The organism is Novosphingobium pentaromativorans US6-1, assembly GCF_000767465.1.
Lineage (GTDB): Bacteria > Pseudomonadota > Alphaproteobacteria > Sphingomonadales > Sphingomonadaceae > Novosphingobium > Novosphingobium pentaromativorans.
The window spans coordinates 2,267,501-2,286,394 of sequence record NZ_CP009291.1; the positions used below are offsets into that span (position 1 = coordinate 2,267,501).

The following is an 18,894-nucleotide window of genomic DNA, read 5'->3' on the forward strand; positions in this document are numbered from 1 at the left end:
GGTCAATTACCTCTACGATCTCGACGAGATCGAGGCGAACTACTTCGCCCTGACGGAAGTCGGCACCGTCGCCCATTCGAAAGCGGTGCAGGCCCTGCTGGAAGAGACGGAAACCAAGAAGGGCGGCAAGAAGCGCAGCGGCGCCAAGGGCAAGGATTCCCTCCCTGCCTGACACGGGGGCCTTCGCCGGCGCGCCGGTCAGTGCCCGGGAAAGTCGAGCAGCGCCTCCACGGCCACGCCGGCTTCGCGCAGGCGTGAGGCACCGCCAAGCTCGGGCAGATCAACAAGGAAGAGTGCCTCCTCGACGATACCGCCCGCCTGACGGATCAGTTCGAGCGCAGCCATCGCGGTTCCTCCGGTCGCGATGAGATCGTCCATCAAGACAATCCGTGCGCCGTCAGCAATCGCACCCGGATCAACTTCAAGCGTATCGGTTCCGTATTCGAGGGCGTAATCGATCGCGAGCACCGGGACGGGAAGCTTGCCGGGCTTGCGCACCGGAATGAAGCCCACACCGCAGTGCGCCGCGACCGCCGCCCCAAAGATGAAACCGCGCGCCTCGATTCCGGCAATGGCTTGTGCGCCGGCAGCTTCAACGCGCTGCGCCAGCATCGCCACGGCAGCCGCAAAGCCCGGGCCGTCGCTCATGAGGGTCGTGACGTCGCGAAACAGGATACCCGGCTTCGGGAAATCCGGGATCGAGCGCACGAGCGCCTTGAGGTCATCGGGACTCACGGTTTTTCACTCCTTCAAATGCGAAGCGCCCCTGCCATCCGGAGATGGAGGGGCGCCTGCGTTCCGGTCCGGAAGACCGGGTTATCAGTGCTTCTTGTCGGCCCAGATGTTCCGGTACGACATGTAGCCCAGGATGGTGGCGAAGAGCAGGAAGCCGAGGATCGGCCAGCCGGTCTGCTTGCGCTTTTCCAGCTTGGGCTCTGCAGCCCAGGTCAGGAACGCCGCGACGTCCTTCGACATCTGGTCGACGGTCGACTTGGTGCCGTCGCCGTACTCGACCTGGCCATCGGCGGTGAGCGGCGGAGCCATCGCGAGGTTCAGGTTCGGGAAGTACGGGTTGTAGTGCAGGCCCGACGGCGTCTTGGCATCCGGGAACTCCTTCAGGAGTTCGGCGGGCTGGTCCTGGAAGCCGGTCAGCAGCGAGTACACATAGGCCGGGCCTTCGTGGCGCGCCTTGGTGATCAGCGAGAGATCCGGCGGAACCGCGTTGTTGTTCGCAGCGCGAGCCGCCACGTCGTTGGCGAACGGCGACGGGAAGTAATCCGTCGGCGCGCCCGGACGCATGGTGGATTCACCGGTGTTCGGGTCAACGCCCGGAACCGTGAAGCCGGCCGCGATCGCCTTCACTTCAGCTTCGGTGTAACCGAGCGCGGCAAGGTCGCGGAAAGCGACATGCTTGAGCGCGTGGCAGGCCGAGCAGACTTCCTTGTAGACCTGGAAGCCGCGCTGAAGCTGCTGGTTGTCGAACTTGCCGAAGGGGCCGTCGAACGAGAAGTGCACTTCCTTGGGCAGGAGGTGGAATTCATGCTCGGCCGTGGGCGGCGACGGATCAGTCGCAGCCGTGATGGCGCCGAGCACGAAGGACCAGGCCAGGGCTACCGTGAAGAACAGCCCGACGAGGATCGAGAGAATGCGTGCCATGTCTTTCGTCTTTCGTTCTAGCTGTTGATCACGCCGAGGGAGCGAGCTTGGCAGCCTCATCCTCGCCGAGAACGGACTCGGTGATGGAATAGGGCAGCGGCAGCGGCTTCTCGATGGCCGAGACGATCGGCAGGATGATCAGGAAGTGCGCGAAGTAGTACAGCGCGGCGATCTGGCTGAACATGACGTAGGGTTCTTCAGCCGGCGCACCGCCGCAGTAGAACAGGACCGCCATGGCCGGGATCAGACCGAACCAGAAGAACTTCTTGTACAGCGGGCGATAGGAGCCCGAACGCACCGGCGACTTGTCGAGCCACGGCAGGAAAAACCAGACCAGGATCGCGCCGAACATCGCCAGCACGCCCATGAGCTTTGCCGGGATGAAGAAGAAGTCCTGGGTGAACGCGCGCAGGATCGCGTAGAACGGCCAGAAGTACCATTCGGGAACGATGTGCGCGGGCGTGCTCATCGGGTTGGCCGGAATGTAGTTGTCCGGGTGACCCAGGGCGTTCGGGAAGAAGAACACCATCGCGCAGTACAGGAACGCGAAGACGCCGATCGCCCAGCCGTCCTTGGCAACGTAGTAGGGATAGAACGGAACGGTGTCGCTCTCGCTCTTCACTTCGACGCCGGTCGGGTTCGAGGAACCCGGGATGTGCAGTGCCCAGATGTGCAGGATCACGACGCCCAGGATCACGAACGGCAGCAGGTAGTGCAGCGAGAAGAAGCGGTTCAGCGCGGCATTGTCCGGCGCGAAGCCGCCGAGCAGCCACTGCTGCAGCGGTTCACCGACAAGCGGAATTGCGGAGAACAGGCCGGTGATGACCTTGGCGCCCCAGAAGCTCATCTGGCCCCAGGGAAGCACGTAGCCCATGAAGGCGGTCGCCATCATCAGCAGGAAGATCACGACGCCCAGCAGCCACACCATTTCGCGCGGCGCCTTGTACGAACCGTAGAAGAATCCGCGGAAGATGTGGATGTAGATGACGACGAAGAATGCCGAGGCGCCGTTGGCGTGCGCATAGCGCATCAGCCAGCCCCAGTTCACGTCGCGCACCGTCATCTCGATGGTGTCGAATGCCACCGCGGTGTTCGATGCATAGTGCATCGCCATCACGATACCGGTGACGATCTGCAGCACGAGGCAGAGCCCCGCGAGGAAACCGAAGTTCCAGAAATAGTTGAGGTTGCGCGGAACCTCGTAGCCGCTGCCGACAGCGTTATAGACGAGGCGCGGCAGGGGAAGCCGGTCGTCCATCCACTTCATGAAGGGATGGGAAGGCTTGTATTCCTTGGCCCAGGGAAAGCTCATGATCGTGATCCTCTCTCTTGGCCTTAACCGATCTTGACGACGGTATCGGAGGTGAATTCGTACTCCGGAACCTCGAGGTTCTTGGGCGCGGGGCCCTTACGGATGCGGGCGGCGGTGTCATAGGAAGAACCGTGGCAGGGGCAGAAGTAACCGCCGAACTCGCCGCGGTTCTCACCCTCGCCGGCACCCAGCGGCACACAGCCGAGGTGGGTGCAAACGCCCATGGTGATAAGCCAGTTTTCCTTGCCTTCCTTGGTACGCTCTTCCAGCGTCTGCGGATCGCGCAGGGTCGAGACGTCGACCGCGTTCGCTTCCTTGATCTCCTTGGGAGTCAGGTTGCGCACGAAGACCGGCTGCTTGCGGAAAATCGCCTTGATCGCCTGCCCCGGCTGGATCGCGGAGATATCGACTTCGGTCGACGAAGCCGCAAGAACGTCGGCCGATGCCGACATCTGGCTGACCAGGGGAATCACTACCCCAACGCCAGCGACACCCGCCGCGCTTACCGCGGCGATATTGATGAAGTCGCGCCGCCGCACGCCATCTACTTCTGCCATGTTTGCCCTTGCCTTGCTTTCGACAACCCACTGCCGGGGGACCGACAACGAGCCATCAGCTTACCAATGGTACGCTTGGTATCCCCCTTCGACGGCACGCAGTCCGGACGTGCTCCGGGCCGATACCGACTTGGCGGGCCTGATATACACGAAAGTCCGCCGTGCCAACCGCCTTTTTGGTCTGGCACAAGGCGCAGGAAACCTTGGCGGTTTTGATGCGCCCAGTCCCGCTGCAAGCTGGCTTGCTGCGGCAAGTGCCGCAGGTTCAGCCCAGCCCGATCAGCGAAAGCTCGCGCCCATAGGCGGGTTCGTTGCGGTGCGTGGCCAGGCGGAAGGAAAAGAATCGGTCCGGTTCGGCATAAGTATCGAGACGCAGACGCTCCACCGCGGCAAGCCCTGCAGCCTCGAGACGCGCGGCGACATAACCTTCCAGATCGAAATGATGATGCCTTTTCCGGCCCGCCACGAAGAATCGGACGTTTTCGGAATCGTCCTTGCAGAAGCGGTCGAAGAAGGACTGGTCCACTTCGTAGGACGCCTGGGCGATGCAGGGACCGACAGCAGCAACGATCCGGCCCGCCTTTGCCCCGAGCGTCTCCATGGCCTCCACGGTGCGGTCGGTGACGCCGCCGATGGCACCTTTCCAGCCGGCATGGGCAGCGCCGACGACGCCCGCTTCGCGGTCGGCCAGCAGGACCGGCGCGCAGTCGGCCGTGACGATCCCGAGCAGCAGCCCCGGACGATCTGTGACAAGGGCATCGGCATGCGGGCGGGCGTCATCCATCCACGGATCCCCGCCCACGACGACGCAGTCGGGCGAGTGGACCTGATAGACCGAGACCAGCCGCGCGCCAGGCTTGACCGCGGCGACGGAGCGCGCGCGATTCTCGGCCACGTCGTCCGGGTCGTCGCCCGAGCCGAGCCCGACGTTCAGCCCTGCAACCGCGCCACGACTCACGCCGCCGCGCCGGCCGAGGAACCCGTGCGGCAACCCCTCCAGCAGTGCAGCCCGGTTGACTTCGACCGCTGCGGCGCCGGTCATCTCTGGCTCGCTGTCAGCCAAGGCTCTTGGTCACCTGTTCGCGCACGTCGCGCGACAGATCCGGCAGCGATGCAATCTTCTCGAGCTCTGCCTTCATCAGGTGGGCGCGCTCCACTTCGATTCGCCGCCAGCGCCCCAGGGCCGGGACGAAGCGCGCCGCAGTCTGCGGGTTGATCGGATCGAGCCGGCGAATCAATTCGCCGATGGTGCGATAGCCTTCCCCGCCGGCATCGTGGAATGCCTTGGGATTGACCGCCGCAGACATGTAGAGCGCCCGCACCCGGTTGGGATTGGACATCGTGAAATCCGGGTGCAGCGCCAAGTCGCGGATGTGGTCGAGCACCAGCGGATGGGTGGATCCGGCCTGAAGCGCAAACCACTTGTCGATGACGAGCGCGTTGCCTTCATAGCGCTTGTGGAAGTCGTCCAGCGCCTGCTTGCGCTCGGGCACGTCAAGTCCGCACAGCACGCTCAGCGCACTCTGGCGATCGGTCATGTTGTCCGCCGCCCAGTACTGCGTATCGGCCCGGCGCGCCCCTTCGGCCGGATCGGCCGCGGCAATGTAGATCAGCGCCTGCGCCTTGCACTTGCGCGCGCCGCGCGCGCCGGCATCACGGCTGTATGGTATCGCGGAAACGCGGTCGTGCAGCGCCCGCAGCGAGGCGGAAAGCTCCCGGCCCAGCCATGCCTTGAGATCCTCGCGCGCCTCGTAAAGTGCGCTCGGGTCGGCGACCAGCAGCTGCTCGGCCAGGTAGGAGACCGGCGGCAGCATCAGCAGTTCACCGCGCATCAGGTCATCGAGGGCGACATCGTCGAGCACGGCGGCGAAGGCGCGCTTCACGGCGTTGCGCTCTGCGGCCTTGGCCGATGCGCTCATGGCGTCCGACACGGCCGCGATCAGGTGGCGAACGACAAGGCTCTGCATCGCCTCGTATCGTGCAAAGGGATCGTCGTCGCTGGCGGCGAGGAACACCAGGTCCTCGACCGGCCGCTCGACATCGAGGGCGATCGGCGCGGAGAAGCCGCGGTTGACTGAAAGCACCGGGGCCTTGGCATATCCCTCGAAGCGGAAAGTGTCGCTGGCCTTGTCGAGGATGATGAGCCGTTCGCCGTCGTGGCTGGCCGTATCGCGGTCGAACAGGGCGATCCGCAGGGGAATCGGCATGGGCTGCTTCATCGCCTGCCCCGGGGTGGAAGGAACGGCCTGGCTGACCGTGAGGGTCACGGCATCGCCTTCATGGGCCATGCGAACCTGCACTTGCGGCGTTCCGGCCTGCGAGTACCAGAGGCGGAACTGCTCGAGGTCCAGTCCGGCACCTTCCTCGATCGCCTTGATGAAATCCTCGCAGGTCGCCGCTTCGCCGTCATGGCGTTCGAAGTAGAGATCGGTGCCTTTGCGGAAGCGCTCCGGCCCCGCCATGGTCCGCATCATGCGGATGACCTCGGCGCCCTTGTTATAGACCGTCGCGGTATAGAAGTTGGAGATCTCCTGGTAGGAATCGGGCCGGATCGGGTGCGCCAGCGGGCCCGAATCCTCGGGGAACTGGGCCGAGCGAAGGACGCGCACGTCCTCGATCCGCTTGACCGGCTCCGACCCCATGTCGGCACTGAACAGCTGGTCGCGCAGCACAGTGAAGCCTTCCTTGAGCGAAAGCTGGAACCAGTCGCGGCAGGTGATCCGGTTGCCGGACCAGTTGTGGAAGTACTCGTGCCCGATCACGCCTTCGATCGCATCGTAATCGGCATCGGTCGCCGTGTCCGGATCGGCCAGGACATAACGGGTGTTGAAGATGTTGAGGCCCTTGTTCTCCATCGCCCCCATGTTGAAGTCGGAAACGGCGACGACATTGAACAGGTCGAGGTCGTATTCGCGCCCGAAGGTCTGCTCGTCCCACTTCATCGAGGCGATCAGCGAATCGAGCGCGTGCTGGGTGCGGCTCTCGTCTCCGGGACGCACCCAGATGTTCAACGCGACCTTGCGGCCGCTGCGGGTCGTGTAAGCGGCACTGTTGGCGACGAGATTCCCGGCGACGAGCGCGAAGAGATAGCTCGGCTTGGGCCAGGGATCGTGCCACTCGGCCCAGTGGGTACCGTTCTCCCCTTCCCCCTGCGCGGTACAGTTGCCGTTCGAGAGCAGGATCGGGAAAGCCGCCTTGTCGCCGGCCATGCGCACCGAATAGACCGAAAGCACGTCAGGCCGGTCGGGAAAGAACGTGATCCGGCGGAAGCCCTCTGCCTCGCACTGCGTGCACAACATCCCATGGGAAGCATACAGGCCCATCAGCTGGCTGTTGGCGATCGGCTTGATCAGCGTCTCGATCTCAATCTCGTGGGCCTGGCCGTGCAGTTCGATCAGCAGGTCCGGGCCGTCTAGCCGCCAGTCGTTGATCGCCTCGCCATCGACCCTCACCGAAAGCGGCGCAATCTGATCGCCATTCAGGCGCATCAGGTCCGATCCGTTCCCGGCCGGATTGCGCTGCACCGAAAGCTTCGAAGTGACGTGCGTCTCATCGACGCCAAGTGCGAACTCCAGCGCGATCTGCGGCACCAGCCAGGCGGGCGGCAGGTAGTCTTCGCGGTGGATGACCGGCGGCGCCTGTGGCGGCGGCGCGGCGTCGGCAACCTGCATGTTGGCTTCGGAGTCGGCGGGAGTGCTGGCGATGTCCATGCCCTAGATTTAGAGGCTTACCTTGCGATTGCCAGCCGTTGCGGTACGAATTTACCCGGAGTCTGGTGGGATAAGACCGAATGATGCATGGCAAGCGCGCAGTGATAATGCTGGTCGCGGGGTTGGCGATCCTTTCGGGCCCGGCCATGGCGGCAAGCGCGCCGCAGTCCGGGTTCGACGTCGACCTGGCGACGCGGCTCTGGCTCGACACGCTGCAAGGCCCCGCCCGCGCCCGGTCCGACGCCTATTTCGAAGGCGGTTACTGGCTACCCCTGTGGGGCACGCTGATCGCAGTGCTGATCGACTGGGCGCTGCTTCACTTGCGCCTGTCCGCCCGGTTCCGGGACTGGGGCAGCCGGATTTCGCAGCGCCCTTCGGCCATTGCGGCGGTAACCGCGCTGCTCTACCTGCTCGCCGGTTCCGTGCTCACGCTGCCCTGGACGATCTACAGCCAGTTCATCCGCGAACGCTCCTACGGACTGATGAACCTTTCATTCGGCGGCTGGCTGGGCGAACAGGCGATCTCCCTTGCCTTCAGCCTGGTAGTGGGAACCGCCGTGCTGGTCGCGCTCTATGCCGCGATACGGCGCTTCCCGCGCCGCTGGTGGGTACTTGGCACCGGCATCGTCGCTGTCTTTGCGTTTGTCGCGCTGCTGCTGGCGCCGATCTATCTATCGCCGCTGTTCAACACCTACAGGGAAATGCCGCAGGGCCCGCTGCGCGACCACATCGTCGCCATGGCGAACCGGTTCGATGTCCCGGCAAAGCACATCTACGTCTTCGACGCGAGCAAGCAGAGCGACCGGATTTCCGCCAATGTTTCCGGCATCGGTCCGACGATCCGCATCAGCCTCAACGACAATCTCCTCAACCGCTCGACGCCCGAGGAGATCGAGGCGGTGATGGGCCATGAGCTGGGCCACTACGTACTCGGCCATGCCTGGCGCAACATCGCCTTCTTCGTTGTCCTTGCCGCCCTGTGCCTGTTCGTCGTGGCGCGCATCGCCCCGTGGCTTATCGCCCGGTATGGCCAGAGTTGGGGTGTTCAGGATCTTTCCGATCCGGCATCGGTTCCGGTGATGATGATCTGCATCTCCATCCTCTCCCTGCTGGCGACACCGCTGACGAACAGCCTGATCCGGATCGACGAAAGCGAGGCGGACGCCTTCGGCCTCGACGCCGCACGCGAACCCGACGCCTTCGCCTCGGTAGCGATGAAGCTGGCCGACTATCGCAAGATCGAACCGGGCCACGTCGAGGAAATGCTGTTCTTCGACCATCCCTCCGGAGCGACGCGGGTGCGCATGGCGATGCAGTGGAAGAAGGACCATGTGCCCGATGCCCGGATGGTCCATCCCGCCCCCCTGCCCCAGCACTTCGGAGAACATCGCAAGTGAAGCGCCGCCTGTTCATCTTCGGCCTCGGCTATACCGCCGGTTACATCGCGGACCGGCTCGAAGCAGCAGGATGGGAAATCGTCTCCACCGGCCGCGACGGTACCCTCTCCTTCGAAGACGAGGGCAACGTGCGCATGGCGCTGGCCGACGCCGATCACGTGCTCTCCTCGGTCCCGCCGGGCAGCGAGGGGCTCGACCCGGTTCTGGAGCGCTATGGCGATGCCCTCGGCGCAAAGAGGCTGTCCTACCTGTCCTCAACCGGCGTCTATGGCGATGCCGAAGGCGCGTGGGTCGATGAAGGCGCGCCGACGGGAACCGGCCGCCGCGTCGCCAGGGCCGAAGCCGACGCCGCCTGGCTCAGGCGCGGCGCGCGCGTCTATCGCCTGCCCGGGATCTACGGTCCGGGCCGGTCGATCTTCGAACGGCTCGCCGAAGGGCGTGCCCATCGCATCGATCTGCCTGGGCAGGTATTCAGCCGCGCCCATGTGGAGGATATCGCCGCAGGGGTCATCGCCGGTCTCGATGCGGCCCCGGGGGCCTATAATCTCTCTGATAACGAGCCCTGCAGCCAGAACCGGCTCGTCGAGGAAGCCTGCGCGCTGCTCGGCATCGCACCGCCGCCGATGCAGTCGCTCGAGGAGGCGAACCTGTCGCCGATGGCACGCTCGTTCTATGCGGAGAACCGCCGGGTCGCCAACGGCAAGGCCAAGCGCGTGCTCGGCTGGCAGCCCCGCTATCCCAGCTTTCGCGAAGGCCTACGTGCGCTTCGCCCGCGCTGACAGCGCAAAGAGCAGGCCGACGAGTGCGAGCAGCGCGCCACCGCCGGCAAGGGCGGTCCAGCGATAGTCCTCGAAAAAGGTCGACAGCACCATGGCGACGACCGGAACGGCCACGCCGTTGTAGGCTGCCCGGCCCGCACCCAGCGTACGGATCAGCACGAAGTAGAGCGGGAAGGAGACCACCGACCCGAAAATCGCCAGATAGGCGATCCCGGCAAGATAGCCCCAGCGCATGTCGACCACCGGCGGCCCTGCCGTGACGATGCTGAACAGCGCGTCGGCAAGCGTGCCCCAGACCATTGCCCAGGCAAGCAGCGGCACGACTAGCTGGCGTCGCCCGGCGGGCGTGGCCTGCAGCACGTTGGCAGACGATGCACTGAACAATCCGGCGCAAGTCAGCGCAATGCCCAGTGCAATGCGGCTGTCGGGCGGCGCATCGCGAAATTCATGGATCAGCAGCAGGGCAATCCCCGCGATGGCGATCAGCGAGCCGAAGACGAAGCGCGGCTTCACCGTCTCCTTCAGGAACAGTCGCCCCAGCAGCGTATTGGGTACCATCAGCAGCGCATAAAACACGGCGACCAGCCCCGAGGTCAGGTGCATTTCAGCGCGGTACACGAACTGGAAGTTCAGGAAGAACTGCGAGAGACCCACGAAGACCGAGAGGATCATCCCCTCGCGCGAGAGGCGCAGCGGATCGCCGCGCAGCTTCGCGAAGATGAACATGCCGATGCAGGCGATGGCGAAACGGTAGGTGATCGACCAGCTGGCCGGAACGAGGCCGACCTGGTCCTTGATCACCAGCCATGTCGACCCCCAGATCGCAGTCACGATCAGGAAGGCGGCCACGACCTTGGCCTGCGAAGCGGCCGCTTCGGTATTGCTATCGCTCATAGTCCGGCAATCGCCCGGGCCAGCGCGGCAGCCGCTTCGGGCCGGGTGTCCCACGCGGTTACCAGCCGCGCCGCGTCCATGCCCCAATCGTAGAACTCGTAGCCCTGCGCGCGCAGCGCCTCTCGCTCGGCGGCGCTTGTCTTAAGAAACACTTCGTTGGCCTCAACCGGGTGAAGCAGGCGCCCCTCGGCCGCGGCAGCGATCTCGGCCGCAGCGGCATTTGCGGCCCGCGCATTGTCGAGCCACACATCGTTGTCGAGCATGGCAAGGATCTGCGCGGCAAGATAACGGCCCTTGGACTGCAGGTGCCCTGCCCGCTTGCGGCGATAGCGCGTCTGGCGCGCAAGCTCGGGATCGAAGAAGACGATCGCCTCCGCGCCCATGCCCCCGTTCTTGACGAACCCGAAGCTGAGCGCATCGGCGCCCAGCGCCGCCTCTGCCGGACTGCAGCCCAGAAACGCCACGGCATTGGCGAAGCGTGCACCGTCGATATGCAGCGCCAGCCTGCGTCCCCTGACATAGTCGGCAATCGCCGAAAGCTCGCCGGGCCGATAGGCACAGCCATATTCGCTCACCTGCGTGACCGAAACCGCATGGGGCTGGACCTGGTGAACATCGTCGCGGATCGGCTCGACGACCGCGGCAATCGCCTCCGGCGTCAGTTTCGCGCTTTCGCCCTCTGCCAGCATGAGCTTCGCACCGTGCATATAGAAGCCGGGCGCACCGCACTCGTCGACCTCGATATGGGCTTCCCGGTGGCAGACCGTGCCGCCGTGCGGGGGCACCATCGCCGAAAGGGCAAGGCAGTTCGCCGCCGTGCCGGTGGCCACCCACAGCGCCGCGCAGTCACGCCCGAACAGCGCGGAGAAGCGCGCGTCAAGCTCGCGGCTCAGTGCATCGTTGTCATAGGGCGCATCGGCCGCGTCCGCAGCCATCATCGCCTTCCAGACCGCGGGATGAACGCTGGCAGCATTGTCGGAGAGGAACTTCATGGCCATATGCCCTGCTTGGGCTCGCGCCCTGCGTCAAGCGCTTGCATGGCGCTGCCATTCACGCACCGGAGAATGCCGCATGGTCGGAGTGACCATAACCAAGCACGAGAAGGATACGCGCGGCGAATATGTCGCCCATGTCGCGGACAGCGATGCCGTCGGCCGCCTGACCTGGGTGGAGCGCGAGGGCGTCCATTTCGCCGACCACACCCTGGTCCCGCCGGAGATCGGCAATCGCGGCGTCGCCATGCGGCTGGTCGAGGCGATGGTGGCCGACGCGCGCGAAAACCAGTTCAAGGTCGCCCCGGTCTGCAGCTATGTCGTGGCCGCGTTCAACCGCCACCCCGACTGGAACGACGTTCGGGCCTAGTCAGGCCTGCCGTAACCGCCGCCGCCGGGTGTCTCGATCACGATGACGTCGCCGGCATCGACATGCGCCGAGCCGGTCGAGCCCAGATCCTCGACGCTTCCGTCAGTACGCTCCACCCGGGTTCGCCCGGGGGCCGCATCTTCACCGCCCGCGAGACCGAAAGGCGCAACCTTGCGCCGCTGGGCAAGGATGCCCGCCTGCATCGGCTCGAGGAAGCGCAAGCGGCGCGTCGCTCCGTCGCCGCCCTGGTGCAGCCCGTTGCCGCCCGACCCGCGCCGGATCGAGAACTCTTCGAGCAGTACCGGAAAACCGGTCTCGAGCACTTCGGGATCGGTCAGGCGGCTGTTGGTCATGTGGGTCTGGACAACGCTGGTGCCGTCGAAATCCGGGCCAGCCCCCGAACCGCCCGCAATCGTCTCGTAGTATTGCCGCCGCGAATCGCCGAAGGTGAAGTTGTTCATCGTCCCTTGAGACGCCGCCATCGCGCCGAGAGCCGCGAACAGCGCATCGGTGATGGCCTGGCTGGTCTCGACATTGCCGGCAACGACAGCAGCCGGTGCGCGCGGGTGCAACATCGATCCTTCGGGCACGATCAGCGCGATCGGGCGCAGGCACCCCTCGTTCATCGGCACCGCATCGTCGATCAGCGTGCGCACGACATAGAGCGCCGCTGCGCGCACGACCGGGAGCGGCGCATTGAAGTTGTCGGCAAGCTGTTCGCTGGTGCCGGTGAAGTCGATAGTCGCGCCGCGGGCCTTGCGGTCGATGCGCACAGTCACGCTGATCTGCGCCCCATTGTCCATTTGCACGCGGAACGAACCGTCGGCCAGCCTGTCGATCAGCGAGCGGACCGCAGCTTCGGCGTGGGCCTGTGCATGGGCCATGTAGGCGTCGACGATCCCGCGCCCCTGCTCGCGCGCGATGCGGCGCAGTTCCGAAGCGCCGCGCGTACAGGCGGCGACCTGCGCCCGCAGGTCGGCGATGTTCTGGTCGATCGCCCGCGAAGGATAGGGTCCCGAGGCCAGCAGGGCGCGCATAGCCGCTTCCTGCAACTCGCCGCGGTCGACCAGCAGCACGTTGTCGATCAGCACGCCTTCCTCGCCTAGCGAGCGACTGCGCGGCGGCATCGATCCCGGGCTGATCCCGCCGACGTCGGCATGGTGCCCGCGTGCCGCGACGAACCAGGCCGGGGCGCTCTCGTCATCATGGGCAAAGACCGGCATGACCACAGTGATGTCCGGCAGGTGCGTGCCGCCATCGTAGGGCGCATTGAGCACGTAGGCATCGCCCGGCAGCAGACCGCGCCCGTCCTTCGCATCGCCGCGCCGCGCCAGGATCGTGCGCACGCTCTCGCCCATCGAGCCCAGGTGCACCGGCATGTGCGGCGCATTGGCGACAAGGCTGCCCTCCCGGTCGAACACGGCGCAGGAGAAGTCGAGACGCTCGCGGATATTGACCGAGCTGGCGCTGAACTGCAGCGCTGCGCCCATCTCTTCGGCAATCGCCATGAACAGCGCGCCCATGATCTCAAGGCGCACCGGATCGCAGGCGGTGGTCCGCGCCTGCGCCACCTGCAGCGCGTTGACCCGGGTGAGCAGCAGATTGCCGAACCGGTCGACACGCACCTGCCAGCCGGGTTCGACGACCGTGGTCGAAACGTCATCGACCACGAGCAGCGGACCATCGGCCTCGAAACCGTCGGCCAGATCGGCGCGCAAGTAGAGCGGCACACGGTGCTGCGATCCACCGGTGAAGATATCGACATGATCGGCAGGTGGGCCGGAGTTGCCGGGAAGAGCCAGCGTCACGCCGCCTGCATCCTGCGCGGCGGAGACCGCCTCGATCCGCAAGGTCTCCGCGATCAGGTCGCTGCCCGCGCCGAAGCCGAAGCGGTTCAGCCAGCCTTCGCGGAAGGCTTCGCGCATGACGGCAAGGCTGCCCAGGCGCACCTCGATGGCATTCTCGCTGCCCTTGGGGCGCACCGCCAGGGTAGCCTCCAGAGTAATGGTGTCGAGCGCGACACCCTGCGCGACCAGATCGCCGCGTGCCTGCGCGCCAAGCGCCTCAACCGCGCGCCCGATATCGTCCATGCTGCGCGCCTCGAGCGGCAGCGCCAGCGTCCGCTCGTGCAGCACGCGCCGGTCGGCAAGGCCCATTCCATAGGCGGACAGCACACTTGCCAGCGGATGGCACAGAACCGTGCCGACCCCGAGCGCATCCGCCACCTTGCAGGCATGTTGCCCGCCGGCCCCGCCGAAGGTGACGAGCGCAGCGCGCGTCATGTCGTGCCCGCGGCGCAGGGAAACGGTCTTGATCGCATTGGCCATGTTGGCGACCGCAATCTCGAGGAAGCCTTCCGCCGCCTCTTCGCGCGACAGGGCCCTGCCGGTTGCTGCACGCACCTGCTGCAGCACTTCGTCCATCTTATGCTGCGCAGCATGGAGCGATAGCGGCTCATTCCCGTGAGGGCCGAAGACCCGGGGAAAATGCTGCGACCGAAGCTTGCCGAGCAGGAGGTTGCAATCGGTCACCGCCAACGGGCCGTCCCGCCGGTAGCAGGCCGGACCGGGCACGGCACCTGCGCTTTCCGGCCCGACGAGGAAGCGCGCCCCGTCGAAATGACAGATCGACCCGCCGCCCGCGGCAACGGTCTCGATCCGCATCATGGGCGTGCGAACGCGGACACCGGCGACGCGCGTCTCGCTGTCGCGCTCGTATTGTCCGGCATAATGCGAGACGTCGGTGGAGGTCCCGCCCATGTCGAAACCGATGACATGATCGAAACCGGCCTCGCGCGCGATTGCCGCCATGCCGACGATACCGCCCGCAGGCCCGGACAGGATCGCGTCCTTGCCGCAAAATGCTGCGCCGGTCGCCAGCCCTCCGCTCGATTGCATGTAGAGCGCCGTCACCTGCGGCCCGAGCCCCGCTTCGAGCCCCGCGACATAGCGGTCGAGCACCGGCGAAAGATAGGCATCGACGACCGAGGTATCCCCGCGCGCGATGAGCTTGATGAGCGGTGCGACCTCGTGACTGACCGAGACCTGCGTGAAGCCGACCTCGCGCGCGATCCGCGCCAGCGCCGCCTCGTGGGCGACATGGCGATAGCCGTGCATGAGGACGATGGCGATGGCGCGCAGGCCACGATCGAAGAAATGCTGCAGCCCTTGACGCGCAGCATTTTCATCGAGCGGCCGGTACACGGCCCCGTCCGCACCGACGCGCTCGTCGACCTCGATCACCGCGCCGTGCAGCGGTTCGGGCCTTACTATGTGCCGTGCGAAAATGTCCGGGCGCTCCTGCGTGCCGATGCGCAGGGCATCGCCGAAGCCGCGTGTGATGGCGAGCAGAACCGGCTCGCCCTTGCGTTCGAGCAGGGCGTTCGTCGCCACCGTGGTACCAAGCCGAAGCTGCGCCGGCGGCAGCTCACCCTCTCGCACGCCGGTCAGGCGGCGCATCGCCTCGACCGCAGCATCGTCGTAGGCGCCGGGACTTTCGGAAAGCAGTTTCAGGCGCTTGAACCGGCCGCCGGGCGCCCGGGCCACGACATCGGTAAAGGTGCCGCCCCGGTCTACCCAGAACTGCCAGAGACCGGCTTCCCGATTGCGATTGCTCATGACGTGGCGTCCGCAGCCCTGCTGCCTCAGGCGAAACCGCGATCGAGGAAACCCTCGGCGAGCCCGGCAAGGTAGGCCGCGCCCTGCGGCATGACGGTTTCGTCGACGATCATCCTGGTCGAGTGAATGCCGCAGCAATGCTGCCAATCCGCCCCTTCGTGCGCCACGCCGAGGAAGAACATCGCGCCGGGCACCTTTTCCAGCACATAGGCGAAATCCTCAGCCCCCATGATCGGATCGGGCAGGCGCAGGAACGCCTGCTCGCCGAACATCCGGCGCGCGACGTCTTCGCCGAAGCCGACCGCCTCTTCATGGCAGACCGTGACCGGGAAGCCCTCGACCGTGTTCAGTTGCGCCGTCATGCCGTGCGCCCCGGCGATACCGGACGCCAGCACGGCAAGGTCCTTCTTGAGGCGCGCCCGGTTCTCTGCCGAAAGGCTGCGCATCGTCCCTATCATTCGGGCCTCGTCGGCGATGACGTTGTGCGCGGTGCCGGCCTCGATCTTCGCGATCGTGACCACTACCGGGTCGAACACGCTGAACTTGCGCGCGACCATCGCCTGGATGGCAGTGACGATCTCGCAGGCGACCGGCACCGGATCGAGCGTCTGGTGCGGCATCGAGGCATGGCCGCCGCGCCCGGTCACCACGATCTCGATCTGGTCCGCCGCGGCCAGCAGGGGCCCGCTACGACCGCCGATCAGGCCGTGGGGGGCATTGGGCATGACATGCAGGGCAAAGGCGGCGTCGGGCAGCGGCCGGTCGAAACCCTCGCCGCCCAGCAGTCCGTCCTGCAGCATGAAGCGCGCGCCGTGATAGCCTTCCTCGCCGGGCTGGAACATGAAGCGCACCTCGCCTGCGAGGCTATCGGACTGGGCGCAGAGGATCTCGGCCGCGCCGGCCAGCATCGCGACATGGGCATCGTGCCCGCAGGCATGCATCGCGCCCGGCACTTTCGAGGCGAAATCGAGGCCGGTTTCCTCGGGCATCGGCAGGGCGTCCATGTCGCCGCGCAGCAGCACCGAGCGGCCCGGCCCCGCCCCGCCCTTCAGCGTGGCGACAAGGCCCGTCGTCGATGGGCCTTCCCTCCAGTCGAGCGGCAGGTGCGCCAGCGCTTCGCGGATCTTGTCGCGCGTCAGGGGCGTGTGCAGGCCGATTTCGGGCTCGGCGTGGATCGAGCGGCGCAGCGAAACGATGCGGTCGGAAATGCGGGCGGCTTCGGCAATCAGGGAACTGGGAGGCATGGTGCCATGATAGACATGGTCACCCGCCTGTCGAGCCGGCTTTACTCATGCTTCCGGCTTGTCGACCAGTTCGATTTCGTGGCGCCTCAGCTTCTGCAGCGTGCGCCAGGACATCAGGCCCATGGCGAGATAGGAGATCGCCCCGCCCAGCGCCACGGCCCATGCCGCGCCCGCAGGCCCGATGGGGATGAACAGGTAGAGCCCCACGGCCAGACCGGCGACGGCAAAGAGCCGTGCCACCAGCGAGAGGCGCGCCCGCCCGGTCGAATGGAGAACCGGTTCGAAGGCGACGCTGGCAAGATCGAAACTGGCCGCGATTGCCAGCGGCACGAGGATCGCCGCGCCCTGCTCGAAGTCGGGCCCGGCGATCAGCTCCAGCAACTGACGTCCGATCAGCAGAGCGATCACGACCACCACGAGGCCCGCAGCGCCCGCGATAAGGCTGGTCTGCAGCGCCAGCTTGCGGAATTCGGCAAATTCGGTCGAGACGCGGGCACGGGCGACTTCGGCATAGACCGAGCGCGTGAGCAGCGTCGAAAGCTTGCTCAGGGACTGCGATAGCTGCGAGGCAAGACGATAGAGACCGGCCGCGCGCGTGCCGACGAAGGCACCGACGGCAAGCAGCGGCCCGTTCTTCATGGTCGCCTCTATCGTCGCTCCGGCGTAAGTCACCATGAAGAAATGCCCGACGCCCTCGTTCTCGGCGAAGGCCTGGCGCCACTTGGCAAGGTTCGAAAGGCGCACGGCCTGCGGACAGAGGCGGCGGGCCATGGCCCAGTACAGAATCGCCTCGAGGACATCGATAGCGGCCCAGGCGAAGAGGAATCTTCCCACGCTCGGCCCGGTGGCCCAGATCGTGAGCGCCGCAATCAGGCGCCCGGTCGGCACGACCGCCTCGACATAGACCGCCATGTCGAAACGGTGCAACGCGCGCACGATCCCGGTCGGCGCCGATACCAGCGCCCACAGCGATCCGCAGGCAAAATAGAATGCGATGTCGATATAGGCGGGGTTGAGTTCGAGAACGCCGGAAAAGCCATAGATCAGGATCGCCGCCAGGCCGCAGCCGATGACCGCACCCACCGCGTCCAGCATCCCGCACAGCATGCCCAGGCGGCCGAACTTGCCCCAGTCCTCGGCATGCACATGTTCGCTGCCGTAGCGCACGACGACGCGCCAGGTCTGGAAGCCCGCAATCGCAATCAGCGCCTGCGCCGTTCCGAAGATCAGCGAGAAGTGGCCGAAGTCTTTCAGCCCCAGCGTTCGCGTCAGGATCGCAAGGTAAGCGAGGCCGCAGACGGCACCGAATCCCTTGCCGCCGAGCAGCCAGGCCGTGTTCTGAAGTATCCGCCGGAGGGGAGAAGCATTCTCGAGGCGGTCGCGTTTGGCGGACATCACGGGTGCATTTGGACGAGCACCGTTTCACTTGCAAGGTTTCACGAGATGCAAATAAGGCAAAGCGTGCCGCGATAAACCGGCACCTTTCTATTTTTCCCCTTTGGGGCTAGAGGGCGCGGCTTGCCCCAACCAGCCAAGTTGAAACCATGATCGAACACGCCATCCTCCTCAGCGCCGGCCAGGGCTCGCGCCTGCTTCCGCTCACGGCCGAGCGACCGAAGTGCCTGATCGACTTCTCCGGCAAGTCGCTGATCGAGTGGCAGATCGAAATGCTTGCCCGCGGCGGCGTGAAGCGGATCGACGTCGTCACCGGCTTCATGACCGACATGCTTGAAGAGCACCTCATGGCGATCCGCGATCCGCGCGTTGAAATCTCGATCCGCTTCAACCCGTTCTACAAAGTCGCGGACAACCTCGGTTCCTGCTGGATCGCGCGCGAGGCGATGCGCGGCGACTTCCTGATCCTCAACGGCGACACGCTGATCTCAGAGGAGATCGTCCAGCGCGTGCAGCAGGGCGCGACGGACAGGGACGGCAAGACCTGGCCCGTGGCCGTGACCGTCGACGTCAAGCCGGAAGGCTATGACAGCGACGACATGAAAGTCGAACGCGAAGCCGACGGCCGCCTCGTCCATATCGGCAAGACGCTGACCGCCGAGCAATCCAATTCCGAATCCATCGGCTTTCTCGCCTTCCGCGGCGAAGGCGCCGAACTGTTCCGCGAAACCGTGCGCCAGGCGATGCGCACCCCCGAAGGCGTGCAGCACTGGTACCTCAAGGTCATCGATTCGATTGCGCCCACCGGCAAGGTCGGCACGGTTTCGATCGAGGGCCTCGACTGGGCCGAGGTGGACTTCCTCAACGACATCGAGATCGCGACCAAGCTGACCGACACCTGGGCCTGATCGACTGGGGCCTGATCGACTGGGGCCTGATCCATCGGAGGCCTGATCCATCGGGGGCCTGCA

16 protein-coding genes (1 of these 16 running past the window's edge) are annotated in these 18,894 nt (G+C 65.7%); 5 read left to right on the forward strand and 11 right to left on the reverse strand.

What is annotated here, in order from left to right:
• On the forward strand, positions 1-172 hold the final stretch of the coding sequence (locus tag JI59_RS10530; RefSeq protein WP_007012751.1) for a malonyl-CoA decarboxylase domain-containing protein. The gene continues 1,190 nt to the left of window position 1, outside the view; 172 of the gene's 1,362 nt are visible here — the last part of the coding sequence; its start codon lies off the left edge, out of view; the stop codon is at positions 170-172.
• A gap of 26 nt (positions 173-198) precedes the next feature.
• On the opposite strand, the gene JI59_RS10535 is transcribed toward JI59_RS10530, so the two are convergent.
• The 6 genes from JI59_RS10535 to pepN all read right to left on the reverse strand — a co-directional run bounded on the left by JI59_RS10535 (position 199) and on the right by pepN (position 7,235).
• Positions 199-735 (reverse strand): adenine phosphoribosyltransferase, encoded by a 537-nt coding sequence (locus JI59_RS10535; protein WP_007012750.1) that lies wholly within the window; start codon positions 733-735, stop codon positions 199-201.
• Between the two features lie 84 nt (positions 736-819).
• Positions 820-1,656 carry a cytochrome c1 gene (locus JI59_RS10540; protein ID WP_007012749.1) on the reverse strand — a complete coding sequence of 279 codons (837 nt, stop codon included), beginning with the start codon at positions 1,654-1,656 and terminating at the stop codon, positions 820-822.
• 28 nt (positions 1,657-1,684) lie between these two features.
• Positions 1,685-2,968 (reverse strand): cytochrome b, encoded by a 1,284-nt coding sequence (locus JI59_RS10545; RefSeq protein ID WP_007012748.1) that lies wholly within the window; start codon positions 2,966-2,968, stop codon positions 1,685-1,687.
• Between the two features lie 23 nt (positions 2,969-2,991).
• Positions 2,992-3,525, reverse strand: a complete 534-nt coding sequence (gene petA / locus JI59_RS10550) for a ubiquinol-cytochrome c reductase iron-sulfur subunit (RefSeq protein WP_007012747.1) — start codon at positions 3,523-3,525, stop codon at positions 2,992-2,994.
• Positions 3,526-3,790: 265 nt separating this feature from the next.
• Positions 3,791-4,567: a peptidoglycan editing factor PgeF gene (gene pgeF / locus JI59_RS10555; RefSeq protein WP_007012746.1), complete on the reverse strand. Its 777-nt coding sequence runs from the start codon at positions 4,565-4,567 to the stop codon at positions 3,791-3,793.
• 13 nt (positions 4,568-4,580) lie between these two features.
• Positions 4,581-7,235 carry an aminopeptidase N gene (gene pepN, locus JI59_RS10560; RefSeq protein ID WP_007012745.1) on the reverse strand — a complete coding sequence of 885 codons (2,655 nt, stop codon included), beginning with the start codon at positions 7,233-7,235 and terminating at the stop codon, positions 4,581-4,583.
• Between the two features lie 80 nt (positions 7,236-7,315).
• On the opposite strand from pepN, the gene JI59_RS10565 reads away from it, so the two are divergent.
• Together JI59_RS10565 and JI59_RS10570 are read left to right on the forward strand one after the other, a co-directional pair.
• Positions 7,316-8,632, forward strand: a complete 1,317-nt coding sequence (locus JI59_RS10565; RefSeq protein ID WP_007012744.1) for a M48 family metallopeptidase — start codon at positions 7,316-7,318, stop codon at positions 8,630-8,632.
• Positions 8,629-9,411, forward strand: coding sequence for a Rossmann-fold NAD(P)-binding domain-containing protein (locus tag JI59_RS10570; RefSeq protein ID WP_007012743.1), 783 nt, complete (start codon positions 8,629-8,631; stop codon positions 9,409-9,411). The genes JI59_RS10565 and JI59_RS10570 overlap by 4 nt, the downstream gene beginning before the upstream one ends.
• Here JI59_RS10570 and JI59_RS10575 read toward each other — a convergent pair.
• Both JI59_RS10575 and JI59_RS10580 read right to left on the reverse strand, forming a co-directional pair.
• A complete protein-coding gene (locus JI59_RS10575; RefSeq protein ID WP_007012742.1) occupies positions 9,388-10,305 on the reverse strand; it encodes a DMT family transporter in 918 nt (305 codons plus the stop codon). The genes JI59_RS10570 and JI59_RS10575 overlap by 24 nt on opposite strands.
• Positions 10,302-11,297, reverse strand: a complete 996-nt coding sequence (locus tag JI59_RS10580; protein WP_038577465.1) for a threonine aldolase family protein — start codon at positions 11,295-11,297, stop codon at positions 10,302-10,304. The genes JI59_RS10575 and JI59_RS10580 overlap by 4 nt, the downstream gene beginning before the upstream one ends.
• Positions 11,298-11,376: 79 nt before the next feature.
• Here JI59_RS10580 and JI59_RS10585 point away from each other — a divergent pair, with 79 nt between their 5' ends.
• Positions 11,377-11,667, forward strand: a complete 291-nt coding sequence (locus JI59_RS10585; RefSeq protein ID WP_007012740.1) for a GNAT family N-acetyltransferase — start codon at positions 11,377-11,379, stop codon at positions 11,665-11,667.
• On the opposite strand, the gene JI59_RS10590 is transcribed toward JI59_RS10585, so the two are convergent.
• Genes JI59_RS10590 through JI59_RS10600 form a run of 3 tightly spaced genes read right to left on the reverse strand, consistent with a single transcriptional unit; the run spans position 11,664 to position 17,923 of the window.
• On the reverse strand, positions 11,664-15,284 hold the full coding sequence (locus JI59_RS10590; protein ID WP_007012739.1) for a hydantoinase B/oxoprolinase family protein: 3,621 nt from the start codon (positions 15,282-15,284) through the stop codon (positions 11,664-11,666). The genes JI59_RS10585 and JI59_RS10590 overlap by 4 nt on opposite strands.
• Before the next feature lie 26 nt (positions 15,285-15,310).
• Positions 15,311-16,528 carry a M20 metallopeptidase family protein gene (locus tag JI59_RS10595; protein WP_007012738.1) on the reverse strand — a complete coding sequence of 406 codons (1,218 nt, stop codon included), beginning with the start codon at positions 16,526-16,528 and terminating at the stop codon, positions 15,311-15,313.
• A gap of 45 nt (positions 16,529-16,573) precedes the next feature.
• Positions 16,574-17,923 (reverse strand): lipopolysaccharide biosynthesis protein, encoded by a 1,350-nt coding sequence (locus JI59_RS10600; RefSeq protein WP_038576002.1) that lies wholly within the window; start codon positions 17,921-17,923, stop codon positions 16,574-16,576.
• Between the two features lie 149 nt (positions 17,924-18,072).
• On the opposite strand from JI59_RS10600, the gene JI59_RS10605 reads away from it, so the two are divergent.
• Complete coding sequence (locus JI59_RS10605; protein ID WP_007012736.1) at positions 18,073-18,831, forward strand: phosphocholine cytidylyltransferase family protein; 759 nt, start codon at positions 18,073-18,075, stop codon at positions 18,829-18,831.
• The last annotated feature ends 63 nt before the right edge of the window (positions 18,832-18,894 follow it).